Source organism: Paraburkholderia sp. CNPSo 3272 (assembly GCF_024206495.1).
Classification (GTDB): Bacteria; Pseudomonadota; Gammaproteobacteria; order Burkholderiales; family Burkholderiaceae; genus Paraburkholderia.
Map to the genome: position 1 here is coordinate 62193 of NZ_JAMBPQ010000019.1, position 20272 is coordinate 82464.

At 67.5% G+C, this 20272-nt stretch carries 19 protein-coding genes and 1 riboswitch; of the genes, 8 read left to right on the top strand and 11 right to left on the bottom strand.

The window, feature by feature from the left end; all coding sequences use genetic code 11:
- The first annotated feature begins 150 nt into the window (after positions 1-150).
- Positions 151-1668 carry a sensor domain-containing diguanylate cyclase gene (locus tag M3I53_RS22390; protein ID WP_254318038.1) on the top strand — a complete coding sequence of 506 codons (1518 nt, stop codon included), beginning with the start codon at positions 151-153 and terminating at the stop codon, positions 1666-1668.
- Between the two features lie 8 nt (positions 1669-1676).
- Here M3I53_RS22390 and cobJ read toward each other — a convergent pair whose 3' ends face one another.
- The 4 genes from cobJ to cobG are packed head-to-tail and all read right to left on the bottom strand — an operon-like array spanning position 1677 to position 6122.
- The gene (gene cobJ, locus M3I53_RS22395) at positions 1677-3386 is read right to left on the bottom strand and encodes a precorrin-3B C(17)-methyltransferase (protein WP_254318039.1); all 1710 of its coding nucleotides are present in this window, start codon (positions 3384-3386) and stop codon (positions 1677-1679) included.
- Entirely contained in the window at positions 3374-4105 is a 732-nt protein-coding gene (locus M3I53_RS22400) for a precorrin-2 C(20)-methyltransferase (RefSeq protein ID WP_254318040.1), read from the bottom strand. Before M3I53_RS22400 ends, cobJ begins: the two co-directional genes overlap by 13 nt.
- Entirely contained in the window at positions 4106-4732 is a 627-nt protein-coding gene (locus M3I53_RS22405; protein WP_254318041.1) for a precorrin-8X methylmutase, read from the bottom strand.
- Positions 4725-6122 (bottom strand): precorrin-3B synthase, encoded by a 1398-nt coding sequence (gene cobG, locus M3I53_RS22410; protein ID WP_254318042.1) that lies wholly within the window; start codon positions 6120-6122, stop codon positions 4725-4727. Before cobG ends, M3I53_RS22405 begins: the two co-directional genes overlap by 8 nt.
- A 95-nt stretch (positions 6123-6217) precedes the next feature.
- Positions 6218-6425, bottom strand: a riboswitch (cobalamin riboswitch).
- 93 nt (positions 6426-6518) lie between these two features.
- Between cobG and cbiE the strand changes: the two genes are divergently transcribed.
- The 3 genes from cbiE to cobM are packed head-to-tail and all read left to right on the top strand — an operon-like array spanning position 6519 to position 9219.
- Positions 6519-7745: a precorrin-6y C5,15-methyltransferase (decarboxylating) subunit CbiE gene (cbiE, locus tag M3I53_RS22415; protein ID WP_254318043.1), complete on the top strand. Its 1227-nt coding sequence runs from the start codon at positions 6519-6521 to the stop codon at positions 7743-7745.
- On the top strand, positions 7742-8485 hold the full coding sequence (locus M3I53_RS22420; RefSeq protein ID WP_254318044.1) for a cobalt-precorrin-6A reductase: 744 nt from the start codon (positions 7742-7744) through the stop codon (positions 8483-8485). Before cbiE ends, M3I53_RS22420 begins: the two co-directional genes overlap by 4 nt.
- Positions 8482-9219 (top strand): precorrin-4 C(11)-methyltransferase, encoded by a 738-nt coding sequence (gene cobM, locus M3I53_RS22425; RefSeq protein WP_254318045.1) that lies wholly within the window; start codon positions 8482-8484, stop codon positions 9217-9219. The genes M3I53_RS22420 and cobM overlap by 4 nt, the downstream gene beginning before the upstream one ends.
- On the opposite strand, the gene M3I53_RS22430 is transcribed toward cobM, so the two are convergent.
- Positions 9216-9662 (bottom strand): MarR family winged helix-turn-helix transcriptional regulator, encoded by a 447-nt coding sequence (locus M3I53_RS22430; RefSeq protein WP_254318046.1) that lies wholly within the window; start codon positions 9660-9662, stop codon positions 9216-9218. The genes cobM and M3I53_RS22430 overlap by 4 nt on opposite strands.
- A 103-nt stretch (positions 9663-9765) precedes the next feature.
- On the opposite strand from M3I53_RS22430, the gene M3I53_RS22435 reads away from it, so the two are divergent.
- On the top strand, positions 9766-10131 hold the full coding sequence (locus M3I53_RS22435) for a hypothetical protein (protein ID WP_254318047.1): 366 nt from the start codon (positions 9766-9768) through the stop codon (positions 10129-10131).
- 14 nt (positions 10132-10145) lie between these two features.
- Positions 10146-10763 carry a glutathione S-transferase family protein gene (locus M3I53_RS22440; protein WP_254318048.1) on the top strand — a complete coding sequence of 206 codons (618 nt, stop codon included), beginning with the start codon at positions 10146-10148 and terminating at the stop codon, positions 10761-10763.
- A gap of 61 nt (positions 10764-10824) precedes the next feature.
- On the opposite strand, the gene M3I53_RS22445 is transcribed toward M3I53_RS22440, so the two are convergent.
- Complete coding sequence (locus tag M3I53_RS22445; RefSeq protein WP_254318049.1) at positions 10825-12300, bottom strand: sodium:solute symporter; 1476 nt, start codon at positions 12298-12300, stop codon at positions 10825-10827.
- Positions 12297-12512 carry a DUF3311 domain-containing protein gene (locus M3I53_RS22450; RefSeq protein WP_028205546.1) on the bottom strand — a complete coding sequence of 72 codons (216 nt, stop codon included), beginning with the start codon at positions 12510-12512 and terminating at the stop codon, positions 12297-12299. The genes M3I53_RS22445 and M3I53_RS22450 overlap by 4 nt, the downstream gene beginning before the upstream one ends.
- 247 nt (positions 12513-12759) lie before the next feature.
- Here M3I53_RS22450 and M3I53_RS22455 point away from each other — a divergent pair, with 247 nt between their 5' ends.
- Together M3I53_RS22455 and M3I53_RS22460 are read left to right on the top strand one after the other, a co-directional pair.
- On the top strand, positions 12760-13437 hold the full coding sequence (locus M3I53_RS22455) for a MarC family protein (RefSeq protein ID WP_254318050.1): 678 nt from the start codon (positions 12760-12762) through the stop codon (positions 13435-13437).
- Between the two features lie 55 nt (positions 13438-13492).
- The gene (locus tag M3I53_RS22460; RefSeq protein WP_254318051.1) at positions 13493-14326 is read left to right on the top strand and encodes a class II glutamine amidotransferase; all 834 of its coding nucleotides are present in this window, start codon (positions 13493-13495) and stop codon (positions 14324-14326) included.
- A gap of 27 nt (positions 14327-14353) precedes the next feature.
- Here the strand turns inward: M3I53_RS22460 and M3I53_RS22465 are convergent, their stop codons facing one another.
- The 4 genes from M3I53_RS22465 to treF all read right to left on the bottom strand — a co-directional run bounded on the left by M3I53_RS22465 (position 14354) and on the right by treF (position 20207).
- On the bottom strand, positions 14354-16324 hold the full coding sequence (locus M3I53_RS22465; RefSeq protein WP_254318052.1) for a PAS domain S-box protein: 1971 nt from the start codon (positions 16322-16324) through the stop codon (positions 14354-14356).
- A gap of 89 nt (positions 16325-16413) precedes the next feature.
- Positions 16414-17373 (bottom strand): glycosyltransferase family 2 protein, encoded by a 960-nt coding sequence (locus tag M3I53_RS22470; protein ID WP_254318053.1) that lies wholly within the window; start codon positions 17371-17373, stop codon positions 16414-16416.
- A 203-nt stretch (positions 17374-17576) separates the two neighbouring features.
- The gene (locus M3I53_RS22475; protein WP_254318054.1) at positions 17577-18260 is read right to left on the bottom strand and encodes an HAD family hydrolase; all 684 of its coding nucleotides are present in this window, start codon (positions 18258-18260) and stop codon (positions 17577-17579) included.
- Positions 18261-18359: 99 nt separating this feature from the next.
- Positions 18360-20207, bottom strand: coding sequence for an alpha,alpha-trehalase TreF (gene treF, locus M3I53_RS22480; RefSeq protein WP_254318055.1), 1848 nt, complete (start codon positions 20205-20207; stop codon positions 18360-18362).
- Positions 20208-20272: the final 65 nt, after the last annotated feature.

Sequence of the window (20272 nt, forward strand, 5' to 3'; positions counted from 1 at the left end):
GCCGCAGTATGATGGCGCCTGAATGCAATCTGTAATCGGCCGGCACGCGGGACAAGCGGTATCAACGGAACGCGCGGAGCAAAGAGGAAACGCCTCATGAAGCTCTGGACACGATGTTTGCGAATCCTCCGCCAATGGAATCGGGCGCTCATGCAGTGGCTGGGCAGCCATCCGTTCATTGTCGGCACGATGGGCTCGCTGGTCGGCGCGGCCATTGTGGCGATCGTGCTGCTGGGGCTGATGCAGCAGCGCAGCCAGGCCATCGTCAGCACGCAGCACAATTCGGGCGCGCTCGTTGCGCTAATGTCGAACGACCTCGAGGCCCATTTCAGTATCTGCGATCTGGTGCTGCTCGATGCCGCGGAGAGCGCGCGCGACCCGCGCACGCAAAGCCTGCCGGCCGACTTTCGCCGCAAGCTGCTGTTCGGCCGCGTAGCGACCGGCGCGTATCTCGACGACGCGTTCTATGCCGATGCGAGCGGCCATATCGTCGAATCGCGCGACGGCCGCGCGTATCCCGGCGTCAATCTCGCAGACCGGGACTATTTCACGGCGCAGCACGAGCGCTCGGTCGGCATGTATATTTCGGACCCGATTCGCTCGCGCACGCGTGAGGGTCAATATTCGATCGCGCTGTCACGCCGCGTGACCGAGTACGACGGCTCGTTTGGCGGCGTCGTGGTGCTCACGATGCGTCTTGCGTATTTTCAGCAACTGTTCGACCGGCTCGACATCGACCCGAAGGGCAGCGCGTTCATCATGCTCAGCGACGGGATTTTGCTTGCGCACCATCCCTATTCGGACTACGAAGTGGGTGCGCAAATCGGCGAGCTGGATTACGTCGAGCCGATGCTGAAGACCACTGCCGGCTCGTTCATCGCCGTGGGCGGGGACGACGAGGTCGAACGCATCTACACGTTCAAGCGCGTTCCGCACACGTTGCTCATCGCCGTGGTCGCGCCTTCGGTGGACGGCGCGCTCGACGCGTGGCGCCACCGCCTGTGGATCTATGCGCCGATGGCGTTGATCTTCGGCGCGCTGATCGCGGCTTCGTCATGGCTGCTCGCATTTTCGATGCGCACGCGGCTCGCCACGCAAATAGAATTCGAACGTCTCGCGGTCACCGACGCACTCACGGGCCTCTTCAACCGGCGCGCACTCGACTTACGCATGGAAACCGAATGGCAGCACGCGAGGCGCGCATGCGAACCGCTCTCCGTGCTCTTCATCGACATCGACAAGTTCAAGCTCTTCAACGACTTCTACGGTCACGGGGAGGGCGATAAGGTGCTCGCCGCCGTGGCCCGCGCGATACGCGAGGCCTGCCGCCGCGCAACGGACATGGTTGCGCGATACGGCGGCGAGGAGTTCGTCGCGGTCCTGCCGGCCACCCCGGCCGACGGCGCCGTGAAAATCGCGGAAGCGGTGCGCCAGCAGGTGGCGGCGCTGGGCATCGCGCACGAGCACAGCGAATACGGCACGCTGACCGTGAGCATTGGCTGCGCCACCTGCGTGCCGCACAAGAGCGATGGCGCGCAGGCGCTGTTGCGTGCCGCCGATGCGGAGCTTTACGCCGCGAAGCAGGCGGGGCGCAATCAGGTGAAAGCGCGCGAGTTCGAAGGCGCGCCACCGGACCCGCGCGACTCGCTGCCTACCTTGAAGGTGTGAGCGCTTTCTTAGGCGTCCTCGCGATACCAGCGAGGCGTGTAAATCCACTCGCGGCCGTCGCCGCGAGCGAACCCGCGCGTGGTCGACGACCCGACGATCACCATCGTGCGCATATCGACGTCGGCGGAACGCAGTTCGCCGAGGGTCGTGGCGCGCAGCGTCTCGCCGGGGCGTCCCACGTCGCGGCCCAGCACCACGCGTGTGTGCGGCGCGCGCACGCTGCGCACGATCTCCAGCGCGCACTCGAGCTGCCAGGGCCGCGCGCGCGAGATGGGGTTATAGAACGCCATCACGAGATCGGCCTGCGCTGCGTGCAGCAGGCGCTTTTCGATCACCGTCCACGGCTTCAGGTTGTCGGAAAGCGAAAGCATGCAGAAGTCGTGGCCGAGCGGCGCGCCGATTTGCGCCGCCGTGGCGAGCGCTGCGGAAACTCCCGGCACGATCGCCAGTTCGACGGCATGCCAGCGTGCGTCATCCGAGCCTTCGAGCGCTTCGAGCACGGCGGCCGCCATGGCGAACACGCCGGGGTCGCCCGACGAGACCACGGCCACGCGCCGGCCCTCGCTCGCCATCTCGAACGCGTGGCGGGCGCGCTGCAGTTCCTCGCGATTGTCGGTGGCGTGGCGCAGCTGGTCCGCGCGAAACGGGCCGGCCATATCGACATAGGTGGCATACCCGACGATATCGGTGGCGCTGTCGAGCGCGGCGCGCGCGGCGGGCGTGAGCAAGTCGGCGCGGCCGGGGCCGAGGCCCAGCACCGTGAGCTTGCCACGCGGGCGGCCCAGCGCGAGCGGGTCGAGCGGCGCGGCCGCGCAGGCGAGGGCGACGCCGTTGTCGTTCGGCGCGCAGTGCTCGACGTTTGCCGCAAGGTCGAGGGCGGCGAGCGCGGCTTGCGGCGTGTTCTCCGCGCCATCGACGAAGCGCAGCGGTACGCCGAGTTCCGTTGCGGCCTGCGCGAGCGACGCATCGCGCATGTGCGCAGCGGGGGCGACGAGCGCCGCGAGCGCGAGCGGCGCGAGACCGCGCGCATCGAGCGCGTGGCGCACGCTATCGGCAAGCGCCTCGTGCGGCGCACCCACGGCCGCGACGATGCTGCGCGGATGAATCACGAGGTCGTCGGGACTGCCGTTCCAGGCTTGCGCGCTCACGCGGATGGCATGGCGCGCCTCGGCGTCGCGCGGCAGATCGACGTTCTCCAGCCACGGTGCCTGGCCGTCCACGCGCGTCGTTGCGCCCGCAAGCAGATCGGAGACGAAGCGCTTGCCTTGCGCGAGGCTCGCAAGCGCATAGCCCGCGGGCGGATTGAGCAGGCAGGTGCCGAAGCGCAATTCGCCGCTGGTGGTGATGGCGGGCGCCACCGCGAGCGCCGCGCCGATTTCGCGCGCCATGACGTTCACGCCCGTGAGTCCCCCGAGCAGCGGCACGACGGCGCTGCCGTCCTCGGCGAGCGCGAGCACCGGCGGCTCCGCGCCCTTGTTGGCAAGGAGCGGCGCGAGGCAGCGGATCACGATGCCCGCCGCGCACAGCGCGACGATGGGCAGGCCGCGCTTATAGCATTCGCGCAAATGCGCGCCAAGCTCGCTGAACGCGACATCGCCTGCCACGCGGCCCTCCAGCGCATGGACCTGCGCGCCAGGGTAAAGCGCCTGCACGCGCCGCGCCGTGGCGAGCGCGCCGGGACCGAGAATGACGATGGCGGGCGGCGTCACGGCTGCCATTTCGCCCCCGGCACGACGAGCAGCGAGAAGTACGGCGAAGCCATCGGATCGACGTCGTCGAGCGGGACGATGCGCTGGTTCGCCATGGTTGCGCGCTCGACATACAGCGCGCGCTGCGCGAGGCCCAGCTCGCCCAGCACGCGGCGCACCTTGTCGAAGTTGCGGCCCAGTTTCATGATCACGGCGGCATCCGCGTCGGCCAGGCGCCGGCGCAATTCGTCCTCGGGCAGCACGCCCGAGAGTACGGCGAGGCTCTGGTTGCGGTAGACGAGCGGCACGCCCAGCACCGCCGCACCGCCCAGCATCGAGCACACGCCCGGCACGACTTCGGCCTCGTAGTGCGCGGCGAGCCGGTCATGCAAATACATGTACGAGCCGTAGAAGAACGGATCGCCTTCGCAGATCACCGCCACGTCGCGTCCGGCGTCGAGATGGCGCGAAAGCATTTGCGCCGCGCCGTCGTAGAAGTCGGCGATGATCGCTTCGTACGAGAGCGGCGGTTCGAGCGCTTCGGTCGTCACCGGGTACACGAGCGGCAAGCGTTCCTGCTCCGCTTCGAGATGGGCCTCGACGATGCCGAACGCATTGCCTTTCTTGCCCTTCGCGACGAAATACGCGACCACGGGCGCGGCCTTGAGCAGCCGCAGCGCCTTGAGCGTGAGCAGTTCGGGGTCGCCGGGGCCGACGCCAATGCCGTGCAGACGTCCTTTACGGATCATTTATTCGGTCTCCGAAGCGAGTGCGTTGACGGCGGCGGCGGCCATTGCGCTGCCGCCGCGGCGGCCGTGCACGACGACGAAGGGCACGCCGTGACTTTGGGCTGCGAGTTGCGCCTTGGACTCGGCCGCGCCGACGAAGCCCACAGGAAAGCCGAGGATGAGCGCGGGGCGCGGTGCGCCGGCGGCAATCATGTCGAGCAGGTAAAAGAGGGCGGTGGGCGCATTGCCGATCGCAACGACGCTGCCTGCGAGATGCGGCCGCCACAGCTCGAGCGCGGCTGCCGAGCGCGTGTTGCCGATGTCGCGCGCGAGATCCGGTACGGCGGGATCGTCGAGCGTGCAGATCACGGCGTTGTTCGCGGGCAGGCGCGCGTGCGTCACGCCATTGGCGACCATTTTCGCGTCGCAGAGAATAGGCGCGCCGCCGGCGAGCGCGTTGCGGCCCGCCGTGCCCGCGCCTGCGGAAAACGCGAGGTCGGCGGCAACGTCCACCATGCCGCATGCGTGAATTACGCGCACGGCGAGCTTTTCGAGGTCGGCGGGAATGCGCGAGAGGTCGGCTTCGGCGCGGATCGTCGCGAACGACTCGCGATAGATCGCCTGGCCGTCGCGAATGTAATCAGACATCTTGGATACTCCGGGGCCGCTGCGCGAGTGCGAGCGCAGCGGCTTCGATCGTCAGGTTGCGCGCGACGAGTTGGCCAAAGCGCTGGCCGAAGCCGCTTTGCGTATCGTCGCGCTCATACAGGTCGTAGTGGTCCGGGTCGCTGGCGAGCAACGTGAACGGCGCGCAATGCGCGGCCGCGCAGGAGCGCTCGCAGCCGCTCAGGTGGGCTTCGGCGCCGGGCGGCAGCAGGGCGGCGAGGCGCTGTGCGTCGGCTTTAGTGTCCGCGTGGCTTTTGACGCATCCGGTTGAGCCCGTGCACGCGATGAGGCGTGCGCGCGGGTCGGCGCGCGAGACGATGAGACCGAGCGCGTGCAGGCGCTCGAGCGTGGCGGGCATGGCGTGCGCGGGCACGTTGGGCAGCAGGACGCCCTGCCAGGGCGTCAGGCGCAATGTCGCGTCGCCCGAGTCTTCAGCGAGTGCGGCTAGCGCGCGCAGCGTTTGCGCGTCGATACGACCGAGCGCGGGCTGCGCGCCCACATAGCCGCTGCCGTCGCTATGCAGCGCGTGTGCGCCGAGGCGCAAGCCGGCGGGACTCGCCACGCGGCGCCATGCGTGCAGCGCGGCGTCGTCACGCATCAGTGCGAAATCCCCATGCTGTTGCGCGCGCTGCAGCAGCGCATCGAGCGAGTGAGCGGCGAGGACGTCGCGCATGCGTGTGGCGTCCGCGCCCGCGAGGTCGAGGAACGCATGCAGCAACGCGCGCATCGATGCGCAAACGTCTTCGGCCGCGAGCGTGCCGACTGGCTGCGCTGTGGGGCAACCCGCGAGGCCCAGGGCGAAGCGCACCGTTGCGCCATGCGGCAACGTGGCGAGCCAGATGTCGTGCGGGTGCTCGAGCATCGCTACACGTTCGCCGCCGTCCAGTTGCAGCGCGAACTTGGGCGAGAGCGCGGCGAATCGCGGCTCGCGCTGCATCATGTCGATGAGCGCGGCGGCGAGTTCCGTCGTGTCGCACAACGCGTCTGGGTCGAGGCCCGCGAGCGGGCTCAGCATCACGTTGCGCAGTTCGTCGGCGGCGCACGCGCGCTCGTCCGGGCTCGCGGCGTCGATGCCGGCGGGGCCGAGGCCCGCGCCGATCAGCGCGGCGCTCAATGCTGTTTCGTCGCCGGCTCGCACGCCGCGAATCTGCACGTTCGCGCGATTGGTCAGTTCGAGCACGCCGCTCGCGTGCGTCGCCGCAGCGTCAGCGAGGGCGCGTGCACGCGCGGCGCTCAGGACGCCGCCAGGCAGACGGATGCGGCACAGGCCGCCGTCGCGAGCCGCGACCACGCGCACGAGCCCCGGGCACGCCGAGGGGCGGAGCACGGCCAATGCGACAGCAGGCGAGACGGGCTTCGTTTCGTGTTTCAAGGCATTACCGGATAAGCATCACGCTGGAGCGGCGCGTTACCCGCACGGCAGGCGGGAAACGGCAGCGATATCGGTACACCCCGCCCGATATGGGTTCGCGCGAACAGTCGGCCGGCAGGTCTCCTGGCTCACAGGTCGTCGACCGCATCGGCCTTCCCGGTAATACCAGTGGCTCGGGTGGATGCGGTCTCGCTGCTCACAGTCGCGGGGGCGGCCGGGATTGCGATCCGGAGTTAGCGCTTCAGCGCTTACTCCGGTCCCATGCAAAGCTGCCTTAACGGCGCCGGCGGACACGGTATTATGCCCGTTTTCGCGCGTGCTCCACCCCACGATCGGGCTGCGGGCCGTGTCGGTGTAGAGAAACAGGCAACCAAACAGGCAACGGCGGGAGAGCGAATGCAGGGCACGCAGGCATGGCTGACGGTGGTGGGCATCGGCGACGATGGCTACGCGGGGCTCGGGCGCGACGCGCGGCGCGCGCTGTTCGACGCGGCCCTCGTGACAGGCGGCGAGCGCCATCTCGCGATGCTGCCCTCGCGCGTGCGTGCGCGGCGCGAAGCGTGGCCGCAGCCGTTCAGCGTGGAGGCGCTGCTTGCCTACCGCGAATCAAATCAGTCCGTATGCGTGCTCGCCAGCGGCGACCCCATGCTGTTCGGCGTGGGCGCGACACTCGCGCGCCGCGTGGTGCCCGGTGAAATGCGCGTGCTGCCCGCGCCTTCATCGCTCTCGCTCGCGGCGGCGCGCAAGGGATGGGCGCTGCAAGATACGGCGATGGTCTCGCTCGTCGGCCGTCCGCTCGATGCGCTGCGCCGCCATCTCTACGCGCGCTCGCGCGTGCTCGCGTTGAGCGCGGAAGGGCGCACGCCCGCGGCGCTTGCCGCGTTGCTCGCCGAAGCGGGCTTCGGCGCTACGCGTCTTGCCGTGTTCGAGCATCTTGGCGGTCCGCTCGAACGCCGCATCGAAGGCCGCGCCGATGCGTGGCACGTCGAAGAAGCCGCGGCGCTCAATCTGGTCGCGTTCGAATGCGAAAGCGATAGTGCGCAGACGCCCGCGCGCGGCTGGACGCTCACGCCAGGCCTCCCCGACGACGCCTACCGCCACGACGGTCAGATCACGAAGCGCGACGTGCGCGCGCTCACGCTCGCGCGTCTCGCACCCACGCCCGGCGCGTTGCTGTGGGACGTGGGCGCCGGCAGCGGCTCGATCGGCATCGAGTGGATGCGCTCGCACGCCGCTTGCCGCGCGATCGCAATCGAGGCGCACGCCGGGCGTCAACGCTTCATCGAGCACAATCGCGCGGCCTTGGGCGTGCCGGGTTTGCAAGTCGTTGCGGGCCGCGCGCCCGAGGCGCTCGCAGGACTTGCCGCGCCCGACGCGGTCTTCATCGGCGGCGGCGTGAGCGTCCCCGGCGTGCTGGATGCATGCTGGGCGGCGCTCGCGAGCGGCGGGCGGCTCGTCGCAAACGCGGTGACGTTGCAGAGCGAAGCGGCACTCGTGGCATGGCGCGCGCAGCACGGCGGCACGCTCACGCGCATCGGCATCGGCGAGGCGCAGCCGCTGGGAGGCTTCGACACCTGGCGTCAGGCGCTGCCCGTCACGCTTTACGAGGCCGTCAAGCCATGACCGCGCGCATCCTGCTGCTCGGCGGCACCGGCGATGCGCTGGCGATCGCGCGCACGCTCGGCCCGCAGCATGTGTACTCGCTCGCGGGCCTTGGCCGCGTGCCTGCCGATCTCGCCTGCGCGGTGCGGGTGGGCGGCTTTGGCGGGGCCGAAGGGCTCGCGCGCTTTCTCGCCGACGAAAACATCGCGCTCGTTTTCGACGCCACGCATCCCTATGCCGCGCAGATCAGCGCGAACGCGGCGCGCGCATGCGCGGCGGCACACGTGCCGTACTGGACGCTGCGGCGTGCGCCGTGGCAGCCGCAGATCGGCGACGACTGGCGCATGGTGAGCGGCTGGGCTGGCGTAGTCGAAGCGATTGCGCCGTTCGCGCGCCCGCTCTTCACGCTCGGGCGCGAGCCGCTTGCACATCTGAACGAAGTGCCGCAGCAGCAGTACTGGACGATCCGTTGCCTCGAAGCGCATCCCGGCCACGCCCGTGCGCGCATCATCGACGCGCGCGGGCCGTTCACGGCCGAGGGCGAGCAGGCGCTTTTTACCGAAGCGCGCATCGACGTCGTGGTCAGCAAAAACAGCGGCGGCGCGGCGACCGAAGCGAAACTCGCCGTCGCGCGCAATATGGGCTTGCCTGTGGTGATGATGCAGCGGCCGCTGCTGCCGGACGCGCAATGTGAATTCACATCAGCGCAAGAAGCAATCGACGCGCTCGCGAACCCTATTCAGCGGAGTTTCCACGCATGACCGTTTTCTTCATCGGCGCGGGTCCGGGCGATCCTGAACTGATCACCGTGAAGGGCCAGCGCCTCGTGCGCAGCTGCCCCGTCATTCTCTACGCGGGTTCGCTCGTGCCGCCCGCCGTGCTGGAAGGCCACCGCGCACACAAGGTGGTGGACACCGCGCCGCTCACGCTCGACGAGATCGTCGTGCTGCTCGAAAGCGCGCATGCCCAGGGCTTCGACGTGGCGCGCGTGCATTCGGGCGACCCGTCGCTCTACGGCGCAATCGGCGAGCAGATCCGCCGACTGCGTATGCTCGGTATTCCTTATGAAGTCGTGCCCGGCGTGACCGCGACCGCTGCGTGCGCGGCGGCGCTCGGCAGCGAACTTACGCTGCCCGGCATTTCGCAGACGCTCATTCTCACGCGCTACGCCACGAAAACGTCGATGCCCGAAGGCGAGCAGCTAGGCGACCTCGCGCGTCATAAAGCGACGCTCGCGATTCACCTGGGCGTGCGCCATATCGCGCGTATCGTCGAGGAATTGCTGCCGCACTACGGCGAGGATTGCCCGGTCGCGGTGATCTATCGTGCGAGCTGGCCCGACGAGGAACGCGTAACGGGCACCCTCGCAGATATCGCGCGGAAGGTACTGGCTACGGATATCGAGCGTACTGCGCTCATTCTCGTGGGACGCGTGCTCGCGGCGGACGGATTTGCGGATTCGACGCTGTACGGTGCGCAGAAGCGCCAGGGCTAAGAAAGCGCACGCAAGTGCGCGCGCAGCTTGTCCACCTCGCCCTCGGCGAACTCCTTTTCGATCTGCACATGCGTTTGCTGCCACAGCGGAAACGCCGCGTTGAGCAGCCGATGCCCCTCGTCCGTGAGGCTCAGCAAACGGCTGCGCTTGTCTTCCGGGTCCTGCTCGATGACCACGAGACCGCGCCGCTCCAGCGGCTTGAGCGCGGCCGTGAGCGTGGTGCGGTCCATGGCCAGTAGCGACGCCACGTCTTTCATGCCCGGCGGATGCGGCCGGTTCAGCGACATCAGCAGCGAAAATTGTCCGTTGGTGAGATCGAGCGGACGCAGCACGTCGTCGAAAAGGCGCGCGAGATTGCGTGCCGCCCGCTGCATATGCAGACACAGGCAGCAATCGCGCACCGATAGCGTGGTTTCGAAGGGGAGTTTCTTTGCGCGTGCCATATTGCAATTATGTTGATATCAACCTATGCTGTCAAGGCCGGATGGGCGACATGCCGTTGCTCCCGTTTTCAGACCAGCAACCAGACCAGCAGTTGGAGGACACATGAGCGATCAGAAACTGTTTCTCGCTGTTTTTCTCGGTACCAAAGACAACGCACGCATGAAGGGTTGGGCGGCGCTTTCCGAAGCGGATCGGCACGCAAAGGAAAAGGAGGGCATTGCAGCCTGGCACGCGTGGGTCGAAAAGCACAAGGCGTCGATCGTCGATATGGGCGGGCCGCTCGGCAAGACCAAGTCGATTGGCGAGCATGGCATCGCGGACATATCGAACGCGCTAACGGGCTATACCGTTCTGCGTGCCGCATCGCACGAAGACGCCGCGAAGCTGTTCGAAGGACACCCGCATTTTTCGATTTTTCCGGGCGAGGGCGTCGAAGTGATGCCGGTTCTACCGATTCCCGGGGTCTGAACGGAGGCGTCGTCATGAAACTCTACGGCTTTGCCGGCACCCGTTCGCAGCGCGCGCTATGGGGCCTCAAGGAAGTCGACGCCGATTTCGAATTCATCTCGGTCAATCTGCTCGCAGGCGAGCACAAGCGGCCCGAATATCTGCGGATCAATCCCGCGGGCAAAGTGCCCGTGCTGATCGACGGCGAGCGCGTGATTCCCGAATCGGCGGCAATCGTGCTGTATCTCGCGGATAAATATCCGCAGAAGGCGCTGTTGCCCGCGGATCTCGACGAGCGGGCCCAGGCGTATCGCTGGACCCTGTTCGCGGTCACCGAACTGGAGCAGCCGCTCTGGAGAATCACGCGGCATTCGTTCCTGTATCCGCCGGAAAAGCGCAGCCCCGCCGATATCGAACTCGCGCGGGAGGACTTCGGAAGCATGGCCGCGGTGCTCGAAAAGCACCTCGAAGGACGCGAGTTCATCGTCGGCAACAAGCTTTCGGTCGCCGACTGCGTGACGGTGTATCTGATGGACTGGGCCAACGAAGTGCAACTGCTGGAGGGCTTCCCGCGCTTGCAGACGTATCTCGAACGCCTCTACGCGCGTCCGGAGGCGCCGCAGCGCATCGCCGAAGCGCGCAAGGCGGCATAAATGGAAAACGGCCCAACCGGATCACGCCGATTGGGCCGCCTCGCTACCGCGTCACACCATGTCAATGCGCCCGCGCATGCTCATGATCCACATGCGTGCGCGGTTGCGTCACCGTGCTCACCACCACGAGCACGATCACGTTCACGAACAGCGCCAGGAAGCCGATGTTGACGTCCTTGAGCGCATCCGGCGCGAACGGAATCAGCTGAGCCACGCTCACGTGCGTGAGTGTCGTGATGATCACCACGAGCACGCCCGCCACGATGCCGCAGAACGCGCCTTGCTTCGTCACGCGATTGCGCGCGGAAAGGCTGCAAACCAGCGCCGGGAACAGCTGCGTGACGAAGTTGTAGCCCATCAGCAGCAGCGCGACGATGGTGTCGCCGCCCCTGAGCGTGAAGCCGACCGCCACGAGCGCGATCACCGGCACGAAAACGCGCGCGAGCTTCGCGACCTGCGCGTCGTCCGCGTTCTTCGAGAGTGCGCCGCGATAGACGTCGTTGGCGAGCAGCGTCGAAGCCGTGGTGAGGATCATCGAGCCCGGCACGAGTGCGGTGAGCACGCCTGCCGCGCCGATTACGCCCACGAACCACGGGTCGAATGTTTGCAGCGCGAGACGGAACAGCGAAAGATCGATGTCCGGACCCTTGAGGCCCGGCACCTTGAGCACGGCCGCGAAGCCGCAGAAGAATACGAACAGCAGAATGAGCTGATAGAGCGGCAGGATCATCGCGTTGCGGCGGAAGATGCGCTCGTTCTTCGCGGTGTAGACCGACATGAAGGTGTGCGGCCACATGAAGAACCCCAGCGCTGTGAGCAGCACGGTGGACTGGAACCACGTCACGCTCTGACCTCGCGCCGGGAACGTGAGGAAGCCGGGCTTGGCGGCGTCGATGGCACGGAACATCTCGCTCAGGCTGCCGTAGTGGTGGATCGGCAGGTAGATGCCGAGGAACACCGCGATGGCGAGAATCATCGTGTCCTTCACGACCGAGTTCCACGCACAGCCGCGCACGCCCGAAACGATCACGTAAGCCGTGACCACGGCCGCGCCGATCCAGATCGCCGCCGTCGAGGAGATCGCGCCATAGGAGGCCGTCGTCACGATGATGCCGAGACCCTTGAGCTGCAGGACGAGATACGGCACGAGCGCGAGCACGCCCACGCACGCCACCAGCACGCCCAGCGCGGGGCTCTGGTACTTGCGCGCGAAGAAGTGGGGCTGCGAGACGAGCCGGTGCTGCTTGGCGAAGCGCCATACGGGCGGCAGCATCCAGTACGAGAGGATGTATGCAAGCGTGCCGTAAGCCAGAATGTAGTAGACGGGCGCGCCCTTGCCATAGGCGAAGCCGCTGCCGCCGAGGAACGTGAAGGTGGTGTAGATCTCGCCTGCCATGAGCAGGAACACGAACGCGGTGCCGAAGCTGCGGCCGCCCACGGCCCACTGCTCGAGATTCATGTCGTGCCCGCGGCGGGCGCGCATGCCGAGGTAGAGCGCGACGAAAGTCATCGCCGCGATGATGATGAGGGCGCTCATGATCGCACCTCCGCATCCGCTTCGCCCGAAAGCCGGTTGACCGGGTCGAGCCGGTAGACGATCCCCATGATCACCGCGGCCAGCACGACCCACATGACGATCCATGCGAGCACGAGCGGCATGCCGAGCACGAGCGGCTCAGTGCGATTGACGAACGGCACCCCTAACAGGATGCCGATAAAGGGCAAGGCAGCGAGCAACCGCAGTGACATGGCAACTCCTCTTTCAAATGAGAAGAAAAGAAACGTCGCGTCGGGGTGCGAGGCCACCCACTCTATGCTTGGGAACGCGCCCCGTAAAGCTGCCAAAAATACTGAAGGGGCTGCGGTAAGGATTGGTGCAACGCGCCATTTTTCGGGGCGTTGGCCGACGTCGATCAGGCACGCCTGACGCCGATCCGGCTACACTTCTCGCAGCCCGGCGCGCTCTTTTTGCGCATGCCCTTACCGGATCGACTCCATGATCGAGAGCCTGATTTCAGACATCCTGTTCGGTTTTATCGGACTTATCAGCATCATTAATCCCTTCAGCGGTGCCTTTGTTTTCCTCGATCGCTCCGCCACACTCACCGACGAAGAGCGGCGCCTGCTCGCCAAGCGTGTGGCGATCAACGCGTTCTTCGTGCTGGTCGCGGCGTTTTTCGTCGGCACGCCCATTCTGCATTTCTTCGGCATTTCCATGGAAGCGCTGCGGATTGGCGGCGGCCTCGCGGTGGCCGTGAGCGGCTGGCAAATGCTCAACGCGCCCGAGCCCGAACCCGCCCCGGTCGATCATCCGGTCAAGCCCATGAGCGCGAGTTCGGCCTCCGGCAAGGCCTTTTTTCCGCTGACCATTCCGCTCACCACCGGCCCCGGCTCCATCGCCACAGCCATTGCGCTGAATGCCAACCGCACGCACAAGCTTTCGGCGTGGCTGCTTTCGAGCTTCGCGTCGATCGTGATCTCGACGCTCGTCATGCTCGTGATCTATTACGTGTATAGCCGCGCCGCGCGGCTTTCGCAGTACCTGGGTGTGGAAGGCACGCGCGTGGCCATGCGCGTGTCGTCGTTTCTGCTCCTGTGCATCGGGGTGCAGATCATACTGACTGGCCTGACCGGCTTTCTCACGCCGATCGCCGACCTGCGCGCCGCAAAGTAGCGGTGCCTGCAAACGGGCCGGCATACACGAGCGTCCTTACGCGAAGGAGACCACCATGTGCCGCTGGCTCGCTTATACGGGAAACCCCGTGCAGCTCGAAACCGTGCTCTTTCACGCACGCCATTCGCTGATCGACCAAAGCCTGCACTCCACCAAAGGCGCGACCACCACGAACGGCGACGGTTTCGGGCTCGGCTGGTACCAGGACCCGCACGACATTCCCTATCGCTACCGCAGCGTTCATCCGGCCTGGAACGACCGCAACCTGCGCGAACTCGCGCGCGCGGTGCGTGCGCCCATGTTCGTCGCGCACATCCGCGCGGCCACGCATACGCCCGTGCAGGAAACGAACTGCCATCCGTTTCGGCACCGGCGCTGGATCTTCGCGCACAACGGGCTGATCCGCAGCTACCCGCTGATGCGGCGCGATCTGCTGGTCGCGATCGATCCGGGGCGCTTCAATGCGCTCGAAGGGTCGACGGATTCGGAAACGATGTTCTATCTCGCGATGACGTTCGGCCTCGAAGTCGAGCCCGTTCTTGCGCTGGAACGCATGGCCGGTTTTGTCGAGGAAACCGCAAAAAAACATGGCATCGAGCCGGCGCTCAATATGACCGTCTGCGCATGCGACGGCGAGCAGATCGTCGCCGCGCGGTATTCGAGCGAACGCAATTCGCGCTCGCTCTATCACACCACGGCGTTCCGGCATTTGCGCGAACTGTATCCCGACGACCCGCGCATCACTGCCGCCGGTGACGACGCGTATCTGCTCGTTTCCGAGCCGCTCGGCGATACGCCCGATGTATGGGCCGAAGTGCCGGAATCGACGGCGATCGTCGTGCGCGGGCCCGAGGTCGAATACCGGCCGTTCGTGCCGGTCGCGCCTTGAACTGACGGCGGGCGCCTTAAACCGGGGTCACGCGCCCCGGCGTCTTCGCCTTGCCGCCGCGAGCGCGAGCACCTCGTCAAATAGCGTGACGTCCACGGGCTTCACGAGATGCATCTCGAAGCCCGCTTCGCGGGTGAGTTCGATGTCGGCGGCCTGGCCGAAACCCGTCATCGCGGCGAACAGCGTGTGCTTGAGCGGCGGCAGCGCGCGCAGGGTGCGCAGCGTCGCATAGCCGTCGATCTCGGGCATGGCGATGTCGATGAGCGCCGCGTCGGGGGTGAAGCCCTCCACTTCCTCGCGCGCGTGGGCGGCGCTGTAGGCCACGCGCACGTCGTGGCCTTTGAGTTCGAGCAGCATGGCGAGGCTGTCGGCCGAATCGCGGTTGTCGTCGACCACGAGCACGCGCAGCGGCGGCACGCCGGCTTCGGCCAGTGCGGCAAGTTCGGCCGTGTCCGGCGTGAGCGGCGGCGGCTGCACGGCATGCGCGGCCTCGCGCGCGAACGGCAGGCGGATCGTGAACGTGCTGCCTTTGCCGGGCCCATCGCTCCTGGCGGAGATGGTGCCGCCATGCAGCTCGATGAGCGAGCGGCACAGCATGAGGCCGATGCCGAGCCCGTTCTCTGCGGGCCCCGGCGCCGAGCGGTCCTGGCTGAAGAGGCCGAAGATCGACTCGTACGTGCCGGGCCGCAGGCCGCGGCCTTCGTCGTGCACCTGGATCTGTACGGCGCGCGCGGCGGAACGCACGTCCACGACGATATGGCTGCCGTCGGGGGAGAACTTCGAGGCGTTGTGCAGCAGGTTCTGCAGCACCTGCACGAGCCGCGTGTGATCGCCCGTCATGGTGAGGGTCTCGTCGGGCATCTGCACGTCCACGTGCTGGCCGCGCGCCGAGGTGAAGGGCTGCGCCGCGTCGATGGCGTGCGCGACCACTTCGCGCAGGTCGAGCGGCGCCTCGCGCAACTCGATCTTGCCCGACGTGATGCGCCCGACGTCGAGCAGGTCGTCCACGAGCCGCGTGAGGTGCACGATCTGCCGGTCGATCATGTCGCGTGCGCGCTCGATGTCGGGGCTCGGCGCATCCATGAGGCGCATCGTGGCCACGGCGTTGCGCACCGGCGCGAGCGGGTTGCGCAGTTCGTGCGCGAGCAAGGCGAGGAACTGCTTCATCTGCTCGCTCGAATGCTCGAGTTCGTCGGTACGGCGGCTTTCGGTCATGTCGCGCGTGACCTTCGCGAAACCCGTGAGGCGGCCTTGGCCGTCATGCACCGCGGTCAGCGTGACACTGGCCCAGAACATCGAGCCGTCCTTGCGCACGCGCCAGCCCTCGGTCACCACCCGGCCCAACTCCTTCGCGCGGCGCAGCTCGCGTTCGGGCTGGCCGGCGGCGACTTCGTCCGGCGGATAGAACACGGAAAAATGCTGGCCGACTATCTCGGCCGGGCGGTAGCCCTTCAGGTTGGTCGCGCCGGTGTTCCAGCTCACGACGTGGCCGTGCGGATCGAGCATGAACATCGCGTAGTCGCTCACGCTTTCCACGAGCAGGCGAAAGCGCTCTTCGGAAAGACGCAGCGCCTCGACCTGGCGGCGTTCGGCGGTGAGGTCGCGCGTGACCTTGGCGAAGCCGGAGAGCGAGCCGTCGCGCTCGTGCAGCGCGGTGATGACGACGTTGGCCCAGAACATCGAGCCGTCCTTGCGCACGCGCCAGCCTTCGTCGTTGAAGCGTCCGTGCAGCGCGGCCTGCTCCAGCTCGTGATCGGGCCAGCGGCGCGCGTTTGCTTCGTCGGTGTAAAAACGCGAGAAATGCTGGCCGATGATCTCGTGCGCTTCGTAGCCTTTGATGCGGGCCGCGCCGCGATTCCAGCTCACGATGTAGCCGTGCCTGTCGAGCAGGAAGATCGCGTAATCCTCGATCGGCTCCACGAGCGCCTCGAAGCGGCGTTCGTGGTGGCTTTCGGCGGCGGTGTTGTGCGGGGCGATGCCGGGGTCGGGCGTCGTCATGGTCCTCGGGTCTGTCATAGGGCCTGTTCACGGAGTTGACAGGCTCTGGCCTCTTGAATGGACGTCCCGCGTGCAGCGGGCGCCGCAGCTTACCACGCGCGCTGCCCGGAGCGGTCGTACTTTTCGGCCATTGCCGGAATGCCGGCCCGCACGTGGCGTTCCGCCCGGCGCACCTGGCGGGTGAGCAGCACGACGTGCGGCGGCACCACGCGGCGTGCGCGCAAGGTCCAGAGCGCGCCGCGCAGCAGCGCCACGCCTGCCGGGCCGAGCGAGCGCTGGCGCGCGAACACGGCGAGCGCTCGGCCGGTCGCCGCGATCGCGTCGCGCGCGGGCAGCCGCATCCACGCGACCCAGGCGGTGTTGCGCGCGAGCGCGCATTGCTGCGCGCGCGTGAACCACCGGTAAAGCGGCTCGCGATGCGCGAGCGCCTGCTCGCAATAGACGATCTGATGGCCGGCCGACAGCATGTCGAGGGCGGCCAGCTCCTCGGCGCCGCCGTGTGACAGCCGCTCCTCGTAGCCGCCGAGCGCGCGGAACACGGCCGCGCGGAAAATGCACGCGCCGGCCATGAAGTTGGTGAGCGCCGGGCCGGCCCCGCCTTCCGCGCCCGGCGACGTGGCGGCGAGCATCAGGCAGGCGGGGTGAATTTCGCGCTCGTCGCCGCTTACCACGCGCGCGTTGAGGACGGCGACTTGCGCGTGGGCGTCGAGCAGGTGCGCCGCGCGCGCGAGTGCGCCGGGTGCGAACCAGGTACTGTCGTCGCAGCACGCGACATAGTCGGTGCGCGCGAGCAGCACGGCGCGATTGAAACCGGCCATGCCGTGGTCGCCCAGCGACTGGACGATGCGCACCTGCGGGAAGAGCGACGCCAGCAGGGAGACGGTGGAATCGGTGGAGCCGTTGTCGGCCACGATGACGTCGGGGTGTTCGGGAAGGGCGGTGAGGCGGGCGACGGTATCGATGGTTTGACGCACGTGATTGCGCGTGAGGACGACCACCGTCACGCGCGGCGCGCTGGGAGTTCCGGGGGCAGGGGCGGAGTCGTTCATCGCAGCAGGCGGCGGGAGCCGGCCGGTGAGTTGTCGAATTGACCTTGTCAGCATACGCCGATGGCGCGCGACATGCAGTAGATGACGTGGGCCAGGGGCTGGGCGGCGCAGCGGCGGTGCTGCGCTGCACCTTCGGGCGGTGCGCAATTTTCGCGCCGCGTGCGAGTGGCGCGCGCGATTAGCGCGATCAGGCGATTCGCCGCTCAGTCGCGGGCGCAGACTTCGTCGAGATGGTCGAGCAGGTCGGCGGGGTCTTCATACACGCGCAGCGCGCCCGCGCTTTTCAGTTCCTCGGTGCCGTAGCCGCCCGACTGCAGGCCGATGCCGAGCGCGCGGCAGCGCTGGGCCGCGAGCATGTCCCAGACGCTGTCGCCTACCACGAGGCAGCGCTCGATCGGCACGCTCAGCCGCAGCGCCGCGGCGACGAAAAGATCCGGGTCGGGCTTCGCGTGGCGCACTTCGTCGCGCGTGATCACGGTCGTGACGGACGGGTCCACGCCGAGCGCCTGCAAGTTCACGGACGCCGTGGCGAGCCGCCCGCTCGTGGCGATCGCCCAGGGCACCTGCGCGGCGCTGAGGGCGTCGAGCAGCGCGCGGGCGCCGGGTAGCGGTCGCACCTTGTCGGCGTGGCGGCGATAGGCATCGGCGTGCAGTTTTTGCAAGCGCGCGATACGCTCGGGCGCGATCGACTCGTGGGCCTCGTGGGTCTCGCGCAGCAACTGGTTCATGAAGAGCCCGCCGCTCATGCCGATGCGCCGGTGAATGCGCCACACCGAAAGCTCGATGCCGTCCGCGTCGAGCGCTTCCTTCCATGCGAGCACATGCTGATACACGCTGTCGACGAGCGTGCCGTCGAGGTCGAACAAAAAGGCCGTTTCGTTGCGCATGGGTGGCTCCTGTGGCTACAAGACGATTACGCGGTGTGGCCGCAAAAAGTGTACGCCGCGCGCCGTTGGCGTGCGTCGCAGCGGGCGCGCGGCGTCGCCTCAAGGCGCGCTGGCCGCAGCCGCCCCGGACGCCCCCGGTGCGCCTTGCGCGGCGCCCGTCTGCGGATACATCTGCAGCAGCACCCGCAGGACGCCGTTGGTCCAGCCAAAGCCGTCCTGCAGCGGATATTCGCCGCCGCCCGCCGACGAGGCCTTCGTGGCCGACGCGCTCACGTCGTATTTCTCGACGAGCTTGTGCGTGCGCGTGTAGTAGGCGAGGTTCGTCGCAATCCAGCGCGTGGCGATTTCCTGCGCGAGGTCCTGTTCGCCGTAGCGGCGCAGCCCCATGACCGCGAGATATTGCAGCGGCGCCCAGCCGTTCGGCTCGTCCCATTGCTGGCCGGTCGCGACCTGGGTGGTGGCGAGGCCGCCGGGGCGCAGCAGTCCGGCGCGTACCGCGGCGGCCACTTCCTGCGCCTGTGCTTTCGTCGCGACACCCGCATAGAGCGGGTAGACGGTCGCCGCCGTGAGCCGGTGCGTGAGCGTGCGGTGCGCGAAGTCGTAGTCGCTGTAGGCATGCAGTTGCGGGTCCCACAGCACGCGGTCGATGGCGTCGGCGCGTTGTTGCGCGCGCTTCGTCATCAGTTCGGCCTCGCGCGCGTCGCCCTTCAGGCCGTAGGCCTTCGCGAGCGTGCGTTCGAGAATCACCATCAGCGAATTGAGGTCGACCGGCGCGAGCGAGGTCACGTCGATGGTCGAGAGCGTGTGGCCGTCGGCGAGCCAGCGCGAACTGTAGTCCCAGCCCGTTTCCGCGCCCGCGCGCAGGTTGCGCCAGAGATCAGAGGCATCGCGCTGCGGGGTGGCGCGCGCGGTCAGGATGTCCTCGCGGTATGACTCGTCGCGCGGGCGGTTGCGTGCGTCCCAGTAGCGGTTGAGCAGCGTGCCGTCGGGCAGGCGCACGAGGTGGCGCGCGGCGTGGCCGGGCTTGAGCGTCTGCGCGCCGGCCATCCAGTAGTCGTATTCCTTGCGCAGTTGCGGCAGGTAATGGAGGTACACGGCGTCGCCGTCTTTCTGCGCGACGAGGCTCACCATCTGCGCGAAAAACGGCGGCTGCGAGCGGCTCAGGTAGTAAGTGCGATTGCCGTTCGCGATGTGGCCGTAGCGGTCGATCAGCGCGGCGAAGTTGTTCAGTTCGTCGAGCGCGAGTTCGTGGCGGCCGCTGGCCTCCAGGCCGAGCATGATGAAGTACGAATCCCAGTAGTAGATTTCGTTGAAGCGCCCGCCCGGCACGACGTACGCAAAAGGCAGCGGCAGCAGCGACGAATACGGATTCGGCTTCGCGTCGGGACGGCGGCTCAGCACGTTCCAGAGCGTGTCGATGTGGCCGACGACATCCTGGTTCGGATCGGAAACGTAGTGATCTTCGGATTGCGCCGGGGCCGTGAAGTACTGGTTCACGAACTGCGTGAGCGCGGCCTTGCGTGCGGCGTTGTCGTGCTGACCCGCGTGTTGCTGGCGCCAGCGCTCGTAGGCGGCTGTGATCTGACTCGGGCGCTGGTTGGGCAGCATGTCGGCAAACGTCTTGCTGTCGGGGAAGATCTGCGCGAGCTGCACGTCGTGATAGAGGCGGCCGTAGAGGTCGGCGGGCGTGGCGGGCTGGCTCTCTTTTGCGGTGTCATGCTGCGCCGGCGAGCGAACCGGCGTGGCCGATCGCGCCGGCGTTTGTAATTCCTGCGCGTTGGCGGGTGCGCTCGCCGAGGCTGCGGCGTCGGCTTGTGCGTCGGCAGCCTGGGCGGTTTGCGCAAGCGGCCAGGCGAGGCACAACGCAGCGGCGAGCGCGGCGGCACAGGAGATGGGGCGGGATGTCGTGGCGGATGTGGGTGTGCGGGAGCGGAACGGAAAAGACATGGGCTTGATGTTTTTGATGGGCGACGAGCGCGCCCGCGCGCAAACCTGGGGCGCAGGCGAAGCGC

What these genes read in the sequence shown, in the direction of transcription:
- M3I53_RS22390 (WP_254318038.1), top strand. Translation starts at nt 151, where the DNA reads ATGCAGTGGCTGGGCAGCCATCCGTTCATTGTCGGCACGATGGGCTCG.
- cobJ (WP_254318039.1), bottom strand. Translation starts at nt 3,386, where the DNA reads ATGGCAGCCGTGACGCCGCCCGCCATCGTCATTCTCGGTCCCGGCGCG.
- M3I53_RS22400 (WP_254318040.1), bottom strand. Translation starts at nt 4,105, where the DNA reads ATGATCCGTAAAGGACGTCTGCACGGCATTGGCGTCGGCCCCGGCGAC.
- M3I53_RS22405 (WP_254318041.1), bottom strand. Translation starts at nt 4,732, where the DNA reads ATGTCTGATTACATTCGCGACGGCCAGGCGATCTATCGCGAGTCGTTC.
- cbiE (WP_254318043.1), top strand. Translation starts at nt 6,519, where the DNA reads ATGCAGGGCACGCAGGCATGGCTGACGGTGGTGGGCATCGGCGACGAT.
- M3I53_RS22420 (WP_254318044.1), top strand. Translation starts at nt 7,742, where the DNA reads ATGACCGCGCGCATCCTGCTGCTCGGCGGCACCGGCGATGCGCTGGCG.
- cobM (WP_254318045.1), top strand. Translation starts at nt 8,482, where the DNA reads ATGACCGTTTTCTTCATCGGCGCGGGTCCGGGCGATCCTGAACTGATC.
- M3I53_RS22430 (WP_254318046.1), bottom strand. Translation starts at nt 9,662, where the DNA reads ATGGCACGCGCAAAGAAACTCCCCTTCGAAACCACGCTATCGGTGCGC.
- M3I53_RS22435 (WP_254318047.1), top strand. Translation starts at nt 9,766, where the DNA reads ATGAGCGATCAGAAACTGTTTCTCGCTGTTTTTCTCGGTACCAAAGAC.
- M3I53_RS22440 (WP_254318048.1), top strand. Translation starts at nt 10,146, where the DNA reads ATGAAACTCTACGGCTTTGCCGGCACCCGTTCGCAGCGCGCGCTATGG.
- M3I53_RS22445 (WP_254318049.1), bottom strand. Translation starts at nt 12,300, where the DNA reads ATGAGCGCCCTCATCATCATCGCGGCGATGACTTTCGTCGCGCTCTAC.
- M3I53_RS22450 (WP_028205546.1), bottom strand. Translation starts at nt 12,512, where the DNA reads ATGTCACTGCGGTTGCTCGCTGCCTTGCCCTTTATCGGCATCCTGTTA.
- M3I53_RS22455 (WP_254318050.1), top strand. Translation starts at nt 12,760, where the DNA reads ATGATCGAGAGCCTGATTTCAGACATCCTGTTCGGTTTTATCGGACTT.
- M3I53_RS22460 (WP_254318051.1), top strand. Translation starts at nt 13,493, where the DNA reads ATGTGCCGCTGGCTCGCTTATACGGGAAACCCCGTGCAGCTCGAAACC.
- M3I53_RS22465 (WP_254318052.1), bottom strand. Translation starts at nt 16,324, where the DNA reads ATGACGACGCCCGACCCCGGCATCGCCCCGCACAACACCGCCGCCGAA.
- M3I53_RS22470 (WP_254318053.1), bottom strand. Translation starts at nt 17,373, where the DNA reads ATGAACGACTCCGCCCCTGCCCCCGGAACTCCCAGCGCGCCGCGCGTG.
- M3I53_RS22475 (WP_254318054.1), bottom strand. Translation starts at nt 18,260, where the DNA reads ATGCGCAACGAAACGGCCTTTTTGTTCGACCTCGACGGCACGCTCGTC.
- treF (WP_254318055.1), bottom strand. Translation starts at nt 20,207, where the DNA reads ATGTCTTTTCCGTTCCGCTCCCGCACACCCACATCCGCCACGACATCC.